We start from the raw sequence: 16,926 nt of genomic DNA on the forward strand, positions 1-16,926 counted from the left end.
TAGGCGCTGGTGTGCAAGCGTCCTCGCGAGACAGCCCCCTGCATACCGCGGCGCGTATGAGCTCCGATCATCTCCGAGAACTGCTGCGCGCCAAACCCGCCAAGCAGCACCTTGCAGAAATCCTGCGGCCCCTCTTTCACCGAATGCAGATCGACGCCCTGGAATTGGAGGAGATCGTAATAGCCGAGCGCATCGGCGACCTTGCGGGTTAGACGGTCCAGCGCCTCCACCACGACGACATCGACCTCGCCTCGCCCGATCGCGTCCTTCATCTTCTGGAAGCCGGGTCGGCGCATGTTGCGGCCCGTCTTCTCGCGGTCCTCAAAGATCGCAACGACGGTCCAGCCGTTGCGGTCGCATTCGCGGCGCGCCATGGCGATCTGGTCTTCGATGGAGGTAGCCTTTGCAGGCTCGACGAGTAGCGGGCGTAGATGGCGGCGCGTGTCATTGGGCGGTCCTTTCGGTCGGGGCGGTGGTGCTGTTGGCGGGCGTGGCGGTCTCGACAAAACGCCGGGCGGCGGCGCGGCCGAGAAGCGAGACAAGGCCGGTCGGCGCGATCTCGATCCGGGTGGGTCCGCCGGGGTTATCGTTGGCTGCGGTCAGTGTGGTCGTTGGTGCCTGCATGTTTTTTCCTCAAAGTTCGTGTCGTAGATTCACGAACATTCCGCGTGGCCCCTTTGATCAAAGCGAGTTTTCGGAATAAATGAGGCGTGCAGGCCTAACTGTTTGATTCTGCGTAAAAGAAAATTCGAAATTCGTTGTATTTTCGAGTTTGACCTCTCGAAAAAAGGGGGCGCAGATCCCTTGGAGAACCCGCGCCCCAAGTTGGGTGGTTTGGCTTATCTGCTACCCCACCGAATACGGCGGAGATCTTGCTCCGCCGCGATTAGATCCGCGACGCGCTGCGAGAGGGTCAGCGCCGTCGTGAGAGCATCGCGAAACGCCTCTACCGTCTCGTCGGGAAGGAAGGCTTCGAGCCGGTAGATGCAGAGCGTAATCTCGGCCCGAACCCCGTCGCGGATCGTGTCGCGCAACTCGAGTCTGCGTTCGAGCGCAGTCAGCTCGGTGGCGATGTCTTCTGCGACCCCTTCGGATAGCTCGGAGACAGATTGCAGAGCTGCACGCAGGGCGCCGGTCGCATCGGCTGCGATGTCCTGGATCCGGTCGATATCCGGGGTCCGCTGATCGGGGGATGAAAGAATGATCCGGTGGGTATTGCCACTGGGGATGATGTTGGAAACGCGCATTTGGGAACTCCTGTTGAGAGAGGGAAAGGCGGCAGCGTCGGGCGAACTGACGCTGCCGGAAGGCATCAGCGTCAGGTGCCGGTGATGACCGCCCGCGCTGCGGCCCGGGCGCGGGCCTGAATCAGCGATTTGCGCTCATCGACGCGGGCACGGCGGCGTTCCGCGCGACGCTCGGCAGCGATATCGGCCTCGGCTTGAAGCCGCGCCTGGATCTCGCGCATCCGCGCCAGCGGACGTCCGGTCAAGCGCCCCAGAACCGGGGTGCGAAAGATCGGGCTGACGGCGAAAGCGGAATGGTTGGTGCGCACAATCACGATGCGATCACCACGAAACGCCGTCGCGCGTTCAAGCCCGGCCAGCCGCGCATCGCGCGAGCCAAGCGGGATCGCATAGCCCTTGCGGACCTTTTCGGTGACCGAGGTGCCGTAGGCGATGGTGAGCCAGCGCTGTCCGGCAATCGTGGCTGCCGCAAGGACGAGACAAGGACGGGCCTTTGGTGTGGGGCCGCTCTTGCCCTCGTTGGCCGGAAAGTGGAACGAGACGATGTCGCCAGAGCGCACGGTCTCGGACCAAGCCTGCGTTGCTTTCTCGGGCGCGGCAGGAAGGTTGTCGAACATGGGATTCTCCATTTTTGGGAAAGATCGACACGCTCCCGTTCCGTCCCCCACGGGGTGTCCGGGTTTTGGTCGCGCGTCATCCCGACCGCGCGAGCAAAACCTGGACGCCTCGGTGGCAATTCATGCGCAACCGCTCGGGCCTTGGCCCGCGGTCCGTCAGGATCCGGCGCAATGCTGGTGGGGGTTCGGGGGAGGCGCGCCCAAGCGGCCTCCCCCGGGCGAAGGGGGTGTCCAGAGGGGGAGTGCAGAACGACGACCCTCTGGTCGCGCAGACAGCGGCCGGGGGGTGTCCAGAGGGGGCGCCGAGCGCCCCTATGGTCCGTCGGAAGACGCCAGGGGGAGGCCGGAGGGGGAGTGGCGAACGACGCCCCAACGGTCCCGCGGACGGCGCGGGGTCCGGGGCAGCGCCCCGGCGAACGGCATCTGATACGCAGGGCCAACGGCCCGGAGTGTCAGATGCTTAGTGAGTAATGGTATGCCTTAGTCGCGTATTCGTTCTCCTGAGCAAAGCTTTCTCGAAACAAGACGACAGCAGGGGGGGCAAGAAAGAAGGTTTCGGAAGCTCGTCAAAACACGAGATGTAAAATAGCGACGATCATCTAATTTTTCGAAACTGAATCGGCGAAGCGCAATCGATAAAATGCAAGAAGCAGGCAGACCTCGATCGAACATTCTCCGTAAGGAAACCCAAAACGGTCTGCATAATGAATCTACCCCAGAAAATGGGCGCCAAAATCTCCAATGAATTTCCTATATGCCTGAAAAAAACGTTCCACTTTAGTTCGTGTGGCATTCCTTGAGTTTGTAGTTTGATGAGCGATAGCCTTTCGCAAGCCAACCAGATCAGAGATCGTATTGCCGACTGAGCCCTCCTCGCTCCAATCTTGCCTCAAGCGGCGAGAGTAATCTTTGTCGAATAGCTCAATTAACAACAAGATTTTTTCTTTATCTGGATTCTGAAACTGTTGACAAAGGCGAGAGACAGCTGCACCCATTTTTGCATCTGACTTATTATTCGCATGCAAAACGAGAACCTGCTTTATATTTTGTTCAAGGCGACCCGCGATTGCCACGCAAAGATATTCGTAAATCATACTATTGGCTTCACCCGTGAACTCATCAGGCAAAAACTTTGCGGTATCTAACATCGAACGCAGCCGATCTATATCTGCGCGTATCTCAAGAGGGAGCGGCATCGGAAAAAGCCTGAAGTGCTTTGTCAAATCGTTTGGTTACGTTATCCTCAAGAGACGTGCTACTAGAAATCACATCTAAATATTCCGTATCTTTCTCAATCGCAGCGTATGCGGCCCTGACAGCCTCAAGATCTTCGTTTGCGCTGGTTTCAAGCGCAATAGCGAGCGCCACGCTGAAACTATCATAGAACGCAGCATTCAGGGCGCGACCTCCCGGCCGAAACGGCTTCGGACCCAAGGCGCGAACTGTCACATCGTTAAGTCTAGCCCAGACCCTCTTAATCTCGTCGGCATCTTTTGGCGCAATATCTTTGTGTTTCGTCATATAATTCGTCAGAAAATTCTTCATCGGTCGCGAATATTTCTGACGTTCATTATAGAAGGTGAAGAAACGTAGGATCAACTCCACATCTTTGAGACGAACGCTCTTCTTGCCAAATATACTTCGCCAATTCGAATCGTCGTTAAGCTCAAAAAGTAGAGTATTGAAATCTCCGTGCGCAACACAGGTTCTGATTTCCTGTGGCGAAAGTTTCATGCCGCCGGTATTGATGCGCTCAAAGACCTCATAAACGCTATCCATATTATCTGTTGGCGTATCTTGTTTGAAAATAGTTGCATGAACCACGGCATCATCTAACCGCATCTGGTCGTCTTCATCCAGCTCATCATATGTCTTCCCATCCCAATCAGTCTTTAGCCCGGTAAGCTTAAACTTCCGATCATTGAACAACCCTTTGTAAAACTTTTCGAGAGACTTAAGCCTTTGCTGCCCGTCTATCACAAGATGACGCTGTGAATCCTGTTCTTTATAAAGAAAAATTCCCGGCACCGGCAGCCCTAGAAGCAAGGACTCGATGAATTTAGAAGCGTCATTCTGGGACCAAACATATTTCCTTTGAAAAACTGGTATATAATATTGTTCGCGCTCAATTTTCTTAACCAAACTTTCTACAGTATGGTCGACACCGAAAGAAGAAATAGTAAAAAGCAGCCCGGATCCACTTTCGTCGGTAGCCTCAGAATCGTCCTGAACATTTTTGATATCATCAAGTTCGTCTTGTAAGATTTCCTCCATTTCTTTTTCGGATGACATAAGGATTCCTCTTCTTAATGCGATCATTGTGCTTTCTTCGAGTTTACACTCAGCTACGATGGTAGCAAGCTACAATGCCACGTTCTTCGCACCCTCAGGTTTAGAATCCATTCATACCGACCGATCTCCTTTTTCCATTCGGAAACGGAGATCGATATGTCCTTTCATCAATCGCTCGGAGGCTTTGACCCAGTATCGGGCGCGCACCCAATTGTCCTCATCTTTCGCGAGATGTTCCCGCATCAGCTGCACCGCTACGACCTGCACGTGCGTAGCTGTAAAGGCAGAACACCCCCCCATCTGTCCAATCGAACTTTCACTTTCATCCCCTCCGCCCATTTCCCGACGGCAACCCAATCAGGAGGCCGTCATGTCCATGCATCAATCTATCGACGCATCCGCTGGTGCGTCGGTATCATCACCCCGTCCCGTCGTGCTGCGCTTCGCCGAACTCTATCCGCAGCAGTTGAACCGCTATCGGATGCACGGTGATCGCAAACAGCAGGAAGATCGACTGGACCATGTCGATCCGAGCCGCACTCAACTGAACAGGCAGATCCTCGGCTCCCCGAACTGGCACAAATAGCTGACGCAAGCAGTCCGCCTCGCGAGCCTTGAGAATATCAATCAGGAAGTCGAGGGGCTTCGCGCGGCCAAGCGCCACAAGGAAGCGGATCGGCGCTTGATTGAGGGGCCGCGCGATCCGTGGCGCAAATCGAAATCCGGTCCGTTGCGTGAGTTCATCATCACCGCAAGCCGAGAGTGGTTCGTTCCCTCGCAGGACGACGCCCGCTTTGTCGGGACAGACGAAGAAAAGGCGACCGCGCGACAGAAACTGATCGAGGAACGCGAAGCTCAGTTTCAGGACTTGGCGATTGAATGGCTGCGATCGCGCTTCGGCAACCAGGTTCTGCACGCGCGCGCTGATCGCGACGAGACGACATTCCACATCCATGGGGTGATCGCCCCTTGGACGGAGAAGCACTCGAAACGCAGCGGCACACAGCGGCTTATCCAACCCTCATCTCATCCGCTCTTGAAGGATTACGAGAAAGCGCAGGACGACATCGGCGCGTTTTTCGCCTCACTGGGGCTGACGCGTGGGGAACGTCAGGCAGCGGCGCGCCGAAAGGCGAAGAAAGCGAAAAAGAACGACCCGGCCGTCATCATTCCGCGTCGCAAGAAACATGTCCCGGCGCATATCTGGCGGGCGAATGAAGAGGTCCGCTTGGCGCGAGAAAAGGCCAAGGTCGAGGCCGAGAAGAAGAAGCTCGAAGCGAAACGCGAACGCTCGGAACAATTGCTGCGTGATGCCAAGCGCCAACGAGAATCTCTGATCGCGGCCACCGAGCGCGCCGAAGCGCGCGAAACTAACGCAAACGAAGTGATCGAGATTGCCGAGCACGCGGCAGCAGGAAACCTCATTCCGGCCGAAAACGACCGAATGACGGTTTCACCGCGCGTTCCTTCGAAGTCGCGGGAGCGCGATCGTTTGGAGCGCTTACTATTAGCACCAGGCAGTTCGGCACGAAAACTACTGATCCATCTGGGCGGTGCCTATCGAGCCTTCCGACAAGGGGCAGCCCAACAGGCAGAAAAGTCTGTCGCCGCGCGATTGGCTGCGGTCGAGCAGAAGGAAACAGCCCTCGACCAGCTGCGCGCCAAGATGCTTGCAGCTCTCCCATCAGGCCTGCGAAAACATTTCATCGCAGACACGCAGATCGAAAAAAGGGCGGTCGAAATCACGAACAAGAAATTGAAAAACAACAATAAAAATAACGATCAAAAAAACCGCTAAATTGGCTTTCGTGCGGGGTCAGGGGCTCCATTTTTGCTTTCGAACCCGCCGCAAACATAGGAGCACGACATGACCGTTCAATTTCCTCAATCGCAGCAAGATCGCATCTTTCAGAAATATCTGAGTCTCCAGAACAAGGTCGCACAGGTGGCAGAAAAAGAGCACAAGGCGCAATTGCGTCGGCGCCGTTATGTCATTGACGCCTTCGGAAAGTGGCTCGACAAGACGCCGCGCGTTCAGGTCGAGGCCTTCCTCGAAACACTCTCTGGTGCGTCCAGCGCCGCTGACAGCAAGCGGATTGCGGATTACCTCGCGCAACTACCTCCCGAACCGGAGGCCCCCACTTCGCCCTCACCTGCGGCACCGCAGGCCACGCCTCGGGAAAAGCCTAAGGAGAGTGCAGCGGATAGCAAGGACAGCTGAACGGCAATCGCTTCTTCCCCGCGCGGCTAATCGCGCGCAATGGATCGTTAAAGCCCGCCAGTGTTCTGGCGGGCTTTCAAAATGTTGCTGCCCTCAGAAACAAGGCGCTACGATATGACAATCAACGGCCAAGCAAGGCCCCCCTTTCTGCCTGACCTGCGCGCCCCGTCTTATGCTTCGCCCGTCAACCCTACGGCTGCGATTCCAGCCAAAGCCGCCTCAGCGTCATTATCCGAGGTATCGCCCGTGACACCCATCGCGCCGATCACCGCGCCATCCTCGCCCCGGATCAAGACGCCGCCGGGGACGGGGCAGGTCTGCCCGCCATAAATGCCGTTCACAGCGGCCATGAAATAGCCCTGCGCCTCGGCGCGTGCCATTTGCGCCTTGCCGCCCATGCCCAGCATCACCGCGCCGTAAGCCTTGGCGCGCGCAATCTCGAACCGCCCCGGCGCCGCGCCATCGTCGCGCGCAAAAGCCTGCAAATGCCCGCCCGCGTCCAGCACCACCGCAGAGAGCGGCTTCCAACCCGCATCGACCCCGGTTTGTAGGGCCGTATCGATCATCGTTTGCGCTTGTTTGAGGGTGATCATAGTTGCTCTTCCTTGAATTGGGCGCGGCGCTGATGCAGCACCGGCTCGGTATAGCCCGAGGGCTGAACGGTGCCTAGAAAACACAGATCGCACGCGGCCTGAAAGGCGAACCCGTCATAGCCCGGCGCCATCGGCGTGTAGCTGGGATCGCCCGCGTTCTGGCGGTCCACAATCGCGGCCATCTTGCGCAGCGCTTGCATCACTTGGATCTCATTGACCACGCCATGTTCGAGCCAATTCGCGATCGCTTGACTTGAAATCCGGCAGGTTGCGCGGTCTTCCATCAAGCCGACATCATGAATGTCGGGTACTTTCGAACAGCCCACGCCCTGATCGATCCAGCGCACGACATAGCCCAGAATGCCTTGCGCGTTGTTTTCGATCTCTGCGGTGATTTCGGCCTCGGAATAGTTCTTGCCTGCCGCCAGCGGGATCGTCAGCAGATCGTCAAGACGGGCAGGGCGGTTCATCGCCACGATCTCGGCCTGACGCTTTGGCACATCGACCTTGTGGTAATGCGTGGCATGCAGCGTCGCCGCTGTCGGGCTGGGCACCCAGGCGCAATTTGCGCCCGCCAGCGGATGGGCGATCTTTTGCGCCAGCATATCGGCCATCCGGTCGGGCATCGCCCACATTCCCTTGCCGATCTGCGCCCGCCCGGCCAGCCCGCAAGCCAACCCGATATCGACATTGCGATCTTCATAGGCCTCGATCCAGGGTTGCCCCTTCATCTCGCCTTTGCGCAGCATCGCACCTGCCTGCATTGAGGTGTGAATTTCATCGCCCGTGCGATCAAGGAAACCGGTATTGATGAAGGCCACCCGATGGCGCGCCGCGCGGATACATTCCTTGAGGTTGACCGAGGTGCGCCGTTCTTCGTCCATGATGCCAAGTTTGACGGTATGGGCGGGCAGACCTAGCACTTTTTCAACATTATCGAAGATTTCGCAGGCGAATTCGACCTCTTCTGGCCCGTGCATTTTAGGTTTTACAACATAAACCGAATTTGTGATCGAGTTGCGCGGCCCTTCGGTTTTCTTCAGATCATGCATTGCGCAGAGCGTCGTGAGCATCGCATCCATCAGCCCTTCGGGGGCCTCGCCCCCGTCGCGGGTCAGGATCGCAGGGGTGGTCATCAAATGGCCGACATTGCGCACCAGCATCAGCGCGCGCCCCTTGAGTGTGACCGGTTCACCACCCGCTCCGGTAAAGCGCAAATCGCCCTCCAGACGGCGGGTGAAGGTCTCATCGCCCTTGCGCACCTCTTCGCGCAGATCGCCTTTCATCAGGCCCAACCAGTTGGCATAGGCCTGCACCTTGTCCTCGGCATCGACACAGGCCACCGAGTCTTCGCAATCCATGATCGAGCTGATCGCCGCCTCAAGGATCACATCGGCGATATCGGCCGGATCGGATTGGCCAACGTCGGTGTCAGGGTCCAGCACGATACAGATATGCAACCCGTTATGGGCGAGCAAAACCTGCGACAACGCGCCTTCGGCATCGGTATTGAACCCGGCAAACTGGTCTGGATCGGCCAGCCCGGTCTCGCCCACCGCATTCTCGACGAAAAACACGCCATTCTCGACGCGCAGCGCGGTCACATCGGCCCAAGAACCGCCTGCCAGCGGCGCGGCCTCGTCGAGAAACGCTTTGGCACGGGCCACAACACGGCCCCCGCGCTCGGGGTCATAGCCTTTGCCTTGAGGCAGATCACCCAAGGCATCCGTGCCATAAAGCGCATCGTAAAGGCTGCCCCAGCGCGCATTGGCCGCATTCAAAGCATAGCGCGCATTGGTGATCGGCACGACAAGCTGGGGGCCGCAAACGCTGGCGAACTCCGGGTCGGTCGCCGGGGTTTCGATGGTGAAATCCGGGCCTTCGGGCAGCAGATATCCGATCTCGATCAGAAACGCCTTATAGGCGTCGAACGAAAACCCGCTGGCGCGATGATGGGCGTGCCAATCATCCAAAAGCGATTGGATTTCTTCGCGCTTTGTCAAAAGCGCGCGATTCTTTGGTGCCAAGCTGTGCAGCAGTTGCGAGAAACCGTCCCAAAACGCCTGAGTTTCAACCCCGGTGCCCGGGAGCGCCTGATCCTCGATGAAGGACGCCAATTCGACCGCGACTTTCAGCCCGGCGCGTTCTACCCGTTGAGCCATGCTCTCCTCCTGATATGTTTAAGCCATAGATGTGGCGCGACGGCGCAAGAGTCCAGAAAATTTCCGCTTCAACTGCGAATATTGGTAAAATAGTTAGACCAATTTATAGATTTTTGAACTATTTCGCGCTAGCTTGGCCAAAGATACCCCGTTTATAAGCGTGCGACACGGTGGCACCAGCGCCTGCACGCGCAGGATAACTGTTTCTTGTTCGCGTTGTTGGTTGTGAAATGCAAGGTCGCCTTTTAACTGATGGGGCACATTCACGAGTCGCGGGTTTGACCCAGAGGTGATCATGTCTCAAAACACCGTCACAAAGCTGCTGTCAGAGTATCAGCCTTTCCCGTTTGACCTTGAAATGGTGCGGCTTGATTTTCAACTTGATCCCAAGGCGACGCAGGTGCGCGCGCGCATCTCGATGCGCCCGTTGCGTGCGGCCGCGCCCCTGGAACTTGACGGCGAGGGCTTGGTGCTGCGCAAGATTTCGGTCGATGGCCGCGTGCTGGCGCGCACCGAATATAGCCAAAGTGACACGGGCCTTGTGATCCATGCCGCAGCCTTGCCCGCGCAACCCTTTATGTTGGAAACTGAGGTCGAGATCGCGCCCGCGTCCAATACCGCGCTTGAGGGGCTCTATATGTCGAACGGCATGTATTGCACGCAATGCGAGGCTGAGGGGTTTCGCAAGATCACCTATTATCCCGATCGCCCCGATGTGATGGCGCGCTTTCATGTGACGGTTTCGGGCCCGGGGCCGGTGCTGTTATCCAATGGCAACCCGGTAGTGCAAGAGGCTGGGCGCGCCGAATGGCTCGATCCTTGGCCCAAACCCGCCTATTTGTTCGCACTGGTCGCGGGCGATCTGGTGGCGCATTCGGGATCATTCACCACGATGTCTGGGCGCGCGGTTGCGCTCAATATCTGGGTGCGGGCGGGGGATGAAACCCGCTGTGCCTTTGCGCTAGAGGCGTTGAAGCGCTCGATGGCATGGGACGAGCAGGTCTACGGTCGCGAATACGACTTGGACATTTTCAATATTGTCGCCGTCGATGACTTCAATATGGGCGCGATGGAGAACAAGGGGTTGAACATTTTCAACTCTAAATGGGTTCTCGCCTCGCCCGAGACGGCGACCGATGGCGATTATGAGCGTATTGAGGGCATCATCGCGCATGAGTATTTCCACAACTGGACAGGCAACCGGATCACCTGCCGGGATTGGTTCCAGCTGTGCCTCAAAGAGGGGCTGACAGTCTATCGCGACCAAAATTTCACCGCCGATATGCGGCTGGGCCCGGTCAAGCGGATCGAGGATGTGATGGCGTTGCGCGCGCGTCAGTTCCGTGAGGATCGCGGCCCGCTCGCCCATCCGCCACGCCCCGATCACTACAAGGAAATCAACAATTTCTACACCGCAACCGTCTATGAAAAAGGCGCTGAGATTGTGGGGATGTTGCGCCATCTGGTCGGGGAAGAAGGCTATCGCGCGGCGCTGGATCTGTATTTCGAACGCCATGATGGGCAGGCCTGCACGATCGAAGATTGGTTGCAAGTGTTCGAGGACAGTTCGGGGCGCGATCTGCGCCAGTTCAAGCGCTGGTATACGGACGCGGGAACCCCGCGTCTGACGATCGCGGATAGCTTTAAGAACGGCACATACACGCTTGAGTTTGAACAAAAAACCGCTCCGACACCCGGTCAGGACGACAAACCGCCGCGCCATATCCCGATTGCGGTCGGATTGCTCTCGCCGCAGGGCAAGGATTTGATCGAAACTACGATTTTGGAGATGACCGAGGCGCGCCAGAGCTTTGTCTTCGAGGGGCTGGCAGAGCGGCCCGTGCCCTCAATTCTGCGTGGATTTTCTGCACCCGTCGAGCTGGATTTCGCGCCGGAGGCCGCACCCGATCTGGCGTTCTTACTGGCCCATGACAGCGACCCGTTCAACCGCTGGGATGCGGGCGGGCGCTTGGCGTTGCAGACGGTCGTCGCGATGGCGCAGGGCGGGGCGGTGGATCCGTCCTACAGTGCCGCGATCGGGGCGCTGCTCAAGGATGGGGCCGCCGATCCGGCCTTTAGCGCGCTGTGCTTGCATCTGCCCTCGCAAGATCAGATCGCGCAGGCGCTGCATGAGGCGGGTAAATCGCCCGACCCAGAGGCGATTTATCAGGCGCGCGAAACGCTTGCACAGGCTTTGGCTGTGGCCCATGAGGCGGCGCTGAGCGAGCTGTATGAGGCGATGGCCGTTACCGGCCCTTATCGCCCCGATCCCGAACCGGCAGGGCGGCGCAGCTTGCGTCTTGCGACCCTTTCGCTGCTAAGCCGGATCGACGGTGGCGCACGCGCGCGGACCCTGTTTGACGCGGCCGATAACATGACCGAAAGCCTTGCCGCTTTGGGCCTTTGCATCAGTGCGGGCGTGGGCGAGTCGGCGCTGGCGCAGTTCCGCGCGCGTTGGCAGGGCGACCGCTTGGTGATGGACAAATGGTTCAACACCCAACTCATCGCCAGCAAGCCAGATCCGGCCCTGTCGCGGGCGCAAAGCTTGGTGCAAGACCCGCTTTATGATTGGAAAAATCCCAATCGTTTCAGGTCTTTGATGGCTGGGTTCTCGGCCAATCACGCTGGGTTTCATCGTCAAGACGGTGAGGGTTATCGCTTTTATGCCGACTGGTTGCTGCGGCTTGATCCGCTCAACCCGCAGGTGGCGGCGCGGATGTCGACCGCGTTCGAGACTTGGGCGCGCTATGATTTGCAGCGCCAATCGCTGATGCGCGCACAACTAATGCGGATCGCGCAGACCGAGGGTCTGAGCCGCGACCTGTCAGAGATGACGGCGCGGATGCTGGGCTGATCGAATAAAGAAAGCCGCGCCCAAGGGTCCCCTCGGGCGCGGCTTCATATTTGGCGCAATGGCTTAGTTCGCGGCGGGCGCGGGCTTGGGATAGCCGGTGCCCAGAACCACGCCATCCACCGTTTCACCGTAAAAATCCTCGCTGCTTTTGTGCCATTTCTTATCGGCCTCTTGCAGCGTGATCGCCCCGGTCTGGCGCGGATCCTTGGGCCGGGGGTGGCTGTCGAGAAAGGTCGCCACGTCCCACGCCTCTTGCGCGCTGAGTTTGCCGGGTTCCGACAGCGGCATGTTGTGCTGGATAAAGGCCGCAGCCGAGCTGGCCTTGTGCATGCCAGCCCCCCAGTTGAAGCTATGCGGGCCCCAAAGCGGTGGGAAAACCGTCTTGCCGTTTACATCGGTCTGGCCCAGTCCGTCCTTGCCGTGACAGACCGCGCAGTTGGCGGCAAACACCTGTGCCCCGCGCTCACGCGAGGGGGGCAGTGCGGGTTTGTCAATCTTGCCAAAGCCTGCGCCATCCGGCGTCTCGCCAATCGGTAAGCCTTTGGACATCCAGTAGAAATACGATTGCAAATCGCGATACACATCCGAGCCGTAGGGCGGCGGCCCACCCGAGGGCGAGCCTTGCGCGTTCATCGAATAGGTGAAGCAGCCCTTGATCCGATCCTCCATGGTGTTCACCATTTTATTCTTGGAGCGGTATTTCGGATAGACCGGATAGGCCGCCCACATCGGCGCGGAAAAGGCTTGTCGCCCGGCATCGAGGTGGCAGTTCGAACAGCTCAGGTTGTTGCCCACGAAGTCATGCGCATTGGTCCCGGTTGCGGTGAAAATCGCCATGCCGCGGCGCACCGAGGCCCCGAATTCGTCGTTCGGGATGGTGCTTTCGGGGGGCGGCGTGAACAGGTCGGCCATCGCGCCCTTGGGCGATGCCGCCGGCACGGATTTCTGTCCCGTCAACCAGCTTGGGGCAAGGCCGAACTCAAGCACAAGCGAACCCAGAACCGCCAGCGTCAGCCCCCCGCCGACCGCAAGGATCGCCCGGATCGCGGTGCGCCCGCCCTTGGCACTATCTGGGCCAGGGGGCGTGGTGTCAGAGGGGTGCTTACTGGACATTCGTGGTCTCCTTGAGGGTAGGGGAAACGGCCAGTGCCGTCTTGGCATTTCCCGCAGCAGGGGGCAGCGAGGCGAGATAATCCGCCACCGCGCGGCGATCCTCATCGCTCAAGGCTTTGCCAATCCCGGCCATCAGGCCAAGCGGGGAATTGTGGCGCGCACCACCGGCCCACATCGCGAGTTGATGCGCGATATAGGCAGGTTGCTGGGCGGCCAGGCCGGGGAATTGTGCCCCCACACCAATGCCCGACGTGCCGTGGCAGGTGAAGCAGGCGGGCACGTTCTTGGAATAGTCGCCCGAAAGCGCGAGTTGCTCTCCGCGTGCCAGATCGCCCTTGAGCGCGGGTTGTGCGCCCGACGGGCTGCTCATCGCGCCGTAGTAATTCGCCAACTCGGTAATTTGCGTCTCGCTCAGCGATTTCGCCACATAGGCCATCGAGTCGCTGATCCGCGTGCCTTTGCTGAAATCATGCAGTTGTTTGGCCAGATAGGCAGGGGCAAGCCCGGCAAGGCGGGGCACGGTTTGCGTGCCTTCGCCCTTGTCGCCGTGGCAGCTCGCGCAAGACCAGATATTGGCCGTGCCTTGGCTGGCCAGACTGGCCGTAGCGGTGGCCTCGGGGCTTGGGGCGCTGGCGTTTTCGCTGGCGGGTTGCGGGGGGAGGCCATTGATCAGGCTTGCCAGACCTGCGCCGCCATCCCAAGGGTCCATATCTTCGCTCGCCGTGCGGATCTCGGCCACCTGATCTGGAGAGACCGTGGAGTTCATGCCGTTGAGATCGGTGGCGACGTAATCGGCGATAGCCGCGATCTCGGTATCGCTAAGGACCGAGCTGAAGCTGGGCATCTCGCCGTCGTAATTCGCCTTGTCCACGATCAGCGGCCCGCCGATGCCGCGCATCACGATCTGGCTGATGGCACTCGCGCCACCGGCTTTGATCACATCCGAGGCATGCAGCGGCGGGATCGCATCGGCGACCCCTTCGCCCGCATCGCCATGACAGCTTGAGCAGTTATCGGCAAACAGCGCCTTGCCCGCGCCCGTGTCCGGCGCAGCCGTGCTGGCGGCGGGGCTTGCGACGCTGGCCGTTTTCTCGCCCAAGGCGGCGCGTTCCTTATCGGCGAAATGGCCCGCATTGCTGGTTTGCACCAAGGTCACAACGCCCCAGATCGCCAGCGCAATCGCGATCCAATACACCGGCAGCGGGATCAGGCGGGGCTCTTCATAGGGTTCGAACGTCTCATCGGGGAGCCGCGGGTCTTGCTTGTTCTTTTTGGACATCACTCGTCTCCCTTGGCTCACTGCGCAGCCTTGGCGGCATCGGTTTGCGGCATTTGCCGGGCGTCGATCTGGGCATAGCCATTGTCGCGCAGCCCATCGCCGGGCGGGGCATAATCATGCTTCATGCCTTGCAGGTAGCTCACCAGATCAAGCGCATCCTGATTGGCCACGATCACCCCGGTTTTGGGCGCGTAGGCGGGGGGCAGTTTGACCACCACATCCGTAGGGCCTGCCTTGTCCTTATGGGTGAACAGGAACGGATAGGCGGGCATGATCGACCAGTTCGAAATTGCGCGCGGCTGATAGAGATGGGTCAACTGCCAATCCTGCGAGGGCAGGCGATCCCCGATATTCATCAGATCGGGTCCGGTGCGCATCGTGCCCAGCTGATGGGGCGCGTCATAGGCGTAATCGCCCGCAACCGAGGCCCGACCCCAACCGCGTTCGCCATCGGGGGCCTGCGCCTCATCGCGGGGCTGCTGGCTGTGACAGTAAAGGCAGCCCATCGAGACATAAACCGCGCGCCCGCGCGCCTCGGCCGCGGTGTAGGGTTTGAGCCCGGGGGCCACCCCGTCGGCGGCAATCTGCATGCCCGGCACGATCACCAGCAACAGAGTGGCAAAGGCCAAAATGGCCAGCGATACAATCGCCAGAGGAAGATAGCGGTTCATTGGGCAGCCACCATGGTTTCGGTTTCAAGGTCACGCGTGCGCTTGGTGAAGGCGAGGGCGATCAGGTTCACCGCCAGCAGGATATGGCCAAGCGTCATCAGCCCTCCGCCCAGCGAGCGTCCTTCGAGATAGGGTTTGAGCAGCGTCACGCTATCAGCAAAGGGGCGCGTCGCATCCATCATCGCCAGACCTTGCAGCACGCCGCCGATGGTCAGCGAGAAGAAGTAGATCGCGAACCCCACTACCACCAGCCAGAAATGCCATCCGATCAGGCGCGGGAAGGGAAAGTATTTGCCCGTCGCGCGTGGCACGATCTGATAGATCGCCCCGAACAGCACGAGGCTGACAAAGGCATAGGCCCCCAAATGCGCGTGCCCGATCGTGTATTGCGTGAAATGGGTGATCGTGTTGACCGAGCGTAGCGCCTCAATCGAGCCCTGGAACGAGGCGATGGTGTAGCTCAGCGCGCCAAACCAGATGAAGCGCAGCGGCATCGACGCCTTGAGCGCCCACATATTGCGCGCCACCGTCACGTGCTGGTTGATCGCCACCGCGATGACGGGCACGAACATCATGATCGAATGCACGATCGACAGCGTTACCAGCCATGTCGGCACCGGCCCGCCGATCAGGTGGTGAATGCCGACCTGGCTGTAAAACAGCGCCAAGGCCCAGAACCCCACCAGCGACACCGCGTAGGAATAGATCGGTTTGCCGATGATTTTCGGGATGAAGTAATAGGCCGTGCCTACGCCCAGCGGCGTCAGCCACAGGCCCAACACGTTATGGGCAAACCACCAGTTCATCGTGGCTTGCTCCACCCCCCAATGCAGGCCGGGGATATTGGCGATGACGAATAGCACGGGAAACCACAGCACGGCGGCCAGGAAATACCAGCCCGAGACGTAGATGTGATGCACCGTACGTGCGCGCGTCGTCGCGATCAGGGGGGCTACGAAACAGGCCGCGCCAATGGCCAACGCAATGTCGATCTGCCACGGGATTTCCAGCCATTCCAGCCCGTCGGTCCAACCATTGGCAATCGCTGCCACCCCGGCAACCAGCGCGAGGTTCCAGATCAGCGTGCCCAGCTTGACCATCCAGCCCAGCCGCAGCGGCGTGTGAAAGATCCGCGGGATGATCCAGAAGATCGCGGCCAGCCCGGCTTGGCTCGACCAGCCAAAGATCACCGAGTTGAGATGCACGGTGCGCATCCGCCCAAAGGTCATCTGCGCCGAGCCGCTCATCAAATCGGGCAGGTTCAGTTCCAGCGACGCCGCAAGCCCGTGAATCGAGCCGTAGATCAGCCAAAATACCCCCATCCCGATTAGCCACATCACTGGCCCCGAGGATGATTTGTCGATGCCGCTGCGCTCGGTATCGAAATGGTGGGGTTGGGTGGGGGGGGCGATCTCGGCCCCTTCACCGGGCTGAAAAATCGAGCGGGCATCGTCTTGGTCAGGCGCGTGAACCTGTTTGTTTGCGATCGCCCAGATCAATGCCGACAACGCCAGAAGCGAGACGACAAAGCTTAGGGTAAGCAACAGGCCGAGCGTGGGGGTGATTTGCATAGGCTGGCTCCGGTGTCAGACAGGGCCCGGGTGCGGAAGGTCGAAAACGAAATGATGCGTCATTGCTCGTGCCTCCCTTGCCCGGTTAGCGGTTATTGTTTTTGAGACATCACGCCCGCGTGATCGGATTCATTATATTCATATTTTTGCACATATTGGGCAGACTGCCCCGCGCGATGAGATCCGATCACAAAGGCGCGGCGGCGGGCCGCGTCTCAATCTGCGCTATGGTGGTGTGCTCACAGCGCCGCGACCACTCCACCTCACGCAATCATGATAGGTGTTGATCGCGGCGCGAGCGGGGCG

The 16,926-nt window shown here is 59.3% G+C and carries 16 protein-coding genes; 4 read left to right on the plus strand and 12 right to left on the minus strand.

Annotation, left to right across the window (positions count from 1 at the left end; translation table 11 throughout):
• The 6 genes from QZ571_RS12995 to QZ571_RS13020 all read right to left on the minus strand — a co-directional run.
• On the minus strand, positions 1-374 hold a 374-nt coding region (locus QZ571_RS12995; RefSeq protein WP_295535521.1), incomplete at its 3' end, for a recombinase family protein.
• A 70-nt stretch (positions 375-444) separates the two neighbouring features.
• Positions 445-624, minus strand: coding sequence for a hypothetical protein (locus QZ571_RS13000; protein ID WP_295535524.1), 180 nt, complete (start codon positions 622-624; stop codon positions 445-447).
• A gap of 215 nt (positions 625-839) precedes the next feature.
• Positions 840-1,247 carry a hypothetical protein gene (locus tag QZ571_RS13005; RefSeq protein WP_295535526.1) on the minus strand — a complete coding sequence of 136 codons (408 nt, stop codon included), beginning with the start codon at positions 1,245-1,247 and terminating at the stop codon, positions 840-842.
• A 71-nt stretch (positions 1,248-1,318) separates the two neighbouring features.
• Complete coding sequence (locus QZ571_RS13010; RefSeq protein ID WP_295535529.1) at positions 1,319-1,864, minus strand: hypothetical protein; 546 nt, start codon at positions 1,862-1,864, stop codon at positions 1,319-1,321.
• A gap of 710 nt (positions 1,865-2,574) precedes the next feature.
• The gene (locus QZ571_RS13015) at positions 2,575-3,012 is read right to left on the minus strand and encodes a hypothetical protein (RefSeq protein ID WP_295535532.1); all 438 of its coding nucleotides are present in this window, start codon (positions 3,010-3,012) and stop codon (positions 2,575-2,577) included.
• A 31-nt stretch (positions 3,013-3,043) separates the two neighbouring features.
• Positions 3,044-4,183 (minus strand): DUF262 domain-containing protein, encoded by a 1,140-nt coding sequence (locus tag QZ571_RS13020; RefSeq protein ID WP_295535534.1) that lies wholly within the window; start codon positions 4,181-4,183, stop codon positions 3,044-3,046.
• A gap of 343 nt (positions 4,184-4,526) precedes the next feature.
• Between QZ571_RS13020 and QZ571_RS13025 the strand changes: the two genes are divergently transcribed.
• From QZ571_RS13025 to QZ571_RS13035, 3 genes are all read left to right on the plus strand, one after another.
• The gene (locus QZ571_RS13025) at positions 4,527-4,742 is read left to right on the plus strand and encodes a hypothetical protein (protein ID WP_295535536.1); all 216 of its coding nucleotides are present in this window, start codon (positions 4,527-4,529) and stop codon (positions 4,740-4,742) included.
• Between the two features lie 96 nt (positions 4,743-4,838).
• Positions 4,839-5,954, plus strand: coding sequence for a hypothetical protein (locus QZ571_RS13030; RefSeq protein WP_295535538.1), 1,116 nt, complete (start codon positions 4,839-4,841; stop codon positions 5,952-5,954).
• Between the two features lie 69 nt (positions 5,955-6,023).
• On the plus strand, positions 6,024-6,377 hold the full coding sequence (locus QZ571_RS13035) for a hypothetical protein (RefSeq protein WP_295535541.1): 354 nt from the start codon (positions 6,024-6,026) through the stop codon (positions 6,375-6,377).
• A 170-nt stretch (positions 6,378-6,547) separates the two neighbouring features.
• Here QZ571_RS13035 and QZ571_RS13040 read toward each other — a convergent pair whose 3' ends face one another.
• Together QZ571_RS13040 and QZ571_RS13045 are read right to left on the minus strand one after the other, a co-directional pair.
• A complete protein-coding gene (locus tag QZ571_RS13040) occupies positions 6,548-6,970 on the minus strand; it encodes a heme-binding protein (protein ID WP_295535543.1) in 423 nt (140 codons plus the stop codon).
• Complete coding sequence (locus QZ571_RS13045; protein WP_295535546.1) at positions 6,967-9,132, minus strand: malate synthase G; 2,166 nt, start codon at positions 9,130-9,132, stop codon at positions 6,967-6,969. Before QZ571_RS13045 ends, QZ571_RS13040 begins: the two co-directional genes overlap by 4 nt.
• Positions 9,133-9,427: 295 nt before the next feature.
• Here QZ571_RS13045 and pepN point away from each other — a divergent pair, with 295 nt between their 5' ends.
• Complete coding sequence (pepN, locus tag QZ571_RS13050) at positions 9,428-11,986, plus strand: aminopeptidase N (protein WP_295535549.1); 2,559 nt, start codon at positions 9,428-9,430, stop codon at positions 11,984-11,986.
• Positions 11,987-12,049: 63 nt separating this feature from the next.
• On the opposite strand, the gene QZ571_RS13055 is transcribed toward pepN, so the two are convergent.
• The 4 genes from QZ571_RS13055 to QZ571_RS13070 are packed head-to-tail and all read right to left on the minus strand — an operon-like array spanning position 12,050 to position 16,620.
• Positions 12,050-13,099, minus strand: a complete 1,050-nt coding sequence (locus tag QZ571_RS13055) for a c-type cytochrome (RefSeq protein ID WP_295535552.1) — start codon at positions 13,097-13,099, stop codon at positions 12,050-12,052.
• The gene (locus tag QZ571_RS13060) at positions 13,089-14,378 is read right to left on the minus strand and encodes a c-type cytochrome (protein ID WP_295535555.1); all 1,290 of its coding nucleotides are present in this window, start codon (positions 14,376-14,378) and stop codon (positions 13,089-13,091) included. Before QZ571_RS13060 ends, QZ571_RS13055 begins: the two co-directional genes overlap by 11 nt.
• A gap of 17 nt (positions 14,379-14,395) precedes the next feature.
• Positions 14,396-15,049 carry a cbb3-type cytochrome c oxidase subunit II gene (locus QZ571_RS13065; protein WP_295535558.1) on the minus strand — a complete coding sequence of 218 codons (654 nt, stop codon included), beginning with the start codon at positions 15,047-15,049 and terminating at the stop codon, positions 14,396-14,398.
• Positions 15,046-16,620 (minus strand): cbb3-type cytochrome c oxidase subunit I, encoded by a 1,575-nt coding sequence (locus tag QZ571_RS13070; protein WP_295535560.1) that lies wholly within the window; start codon positions 16,618-16,620, stop codon positions 15,046-15,048. Before QZ571_RS13070 ends, QZ571_RS13065 begins: the two co-directional genes overlap by 4 nt.
• Positions 16,621-16,926 lie beyond the last annotated feature (306 nt).

This window comes from uncultured Thioclava sp. (assembly GCF_913064665.1).
Classification (GTDB): domain Bacteria; phylum Pseudomonadota; class Alphaproteobacteria; order Rhodobacterales; family Rhodobacteraceae; genus Thioclava; species Thioclava arctica.

What these genes read in the sequence shown, in the direction of transcription:
- QZ571_RS13040 (WP_295535543.1), bottom strand. Translation starts at nt 6,970, where the DNA reads ATGATCACCCTCAAACAAGCGCAAACGATGATCGATACGGCCCTACAA.
- QZ571_RS13045 (WP_295535546.1), bottom strand. Translation starts at nt 9,132, where the DNA reads ATGGCTCAACGGGTAGAACGCGCCGGGCTGAAAGTCGCGGTCGAATTG.
- QZ571_RS13055 (WP_295535552.1), bottom strand. Translation starts at nt 13,099, where the DNA reads ATGTCCAGTAAGCACCCCTCTGACACCACGCCCCCTGGCCCAGATAGT.
- QZ571_RS13065 (WP_295535558.1), bottom strand. Translation starts at nt 15,049, where the DNA reads ATGAACCGCTATCTTCCTCTGGCGATTGTATCGCTGGCCATTTTGGCC.
- QZ571_RS13060 (WP_295535555.1), bottom strand. Translation starts at nt 14,378, where the DNA reads ATGTCCAAAAAGAACAAGCAAGACCCGCGGCTCCCCGATGAGACGTTC.
- QZ571_RS13010 (WP_295535529.1), bottom strand. Translation starts at nt 1,864, where the DNA reads ATGTTCGACAACCTTCCTGCCGCGCCCGAGAAAGCAACGCAGGCTTGG.
- QZ571_RS13025 (WP_295535536.1), top strand. Translation starts at nt 4,527, where the DNA reads ATGTCCATGCATCAATCTATCGACGCATCCGCTGGTGCGTCGGTATCA.
- pepN (WP_295535549.1), top strand. Translation starts at nt 9,428, where the DNA reads ATGTCTCAAAACACCGTCACAAAGCTGCTGTCAGAGTATCAGCCTTTC.
- QZ571_RS13070 (WP_295535560.1), bottom strand. Translation starts at nt 16,620, where the DNA reads ATGCAAATCACCCCCACGCTCGGCCTGTTGCTTACCCTAAGCTTTGTC.
- QZ571_RS13035 (WP_295535541.1), top strand. Translation starts at nt 6,024, where the DNA reads ATGACCGTTCAATTTCCTCAATCGCAGCAAGATCGCATCTTTCAGAAA.
- QZ571_RS13015 (WP_295535532.1), bottom strand. Translation starts at nt 3,012, where the DNA reads ATGTTAGATACCGCAAAGTTTTTGCCTGATGAGTTCACGGGTGAAGCC.
- QZ571_RS13000 (WP_295535524.1), bottom strand. Translation starts at nt 624, where the DNA reads ATGCAGGCACCAACGACCACACTGACCGCAGCCAACGATAACCCCGGC.
- QZ571_RS13005 (WP_295535526.1), bottom strand. Translation starts at nt 1,247, where the DNA reads ATGCGCGTTTCCAACATCATCCCCAGTGGCAATACCCACCGGATCATT.
- QZ571_RS13020 (WP_295535534.1), bottom strand. Translation starts at nt 4,183, where the DNA reads ATGATCGCATTAAGAAGAGGAATCCTTATGTCATCCGAAAAAGAAATG.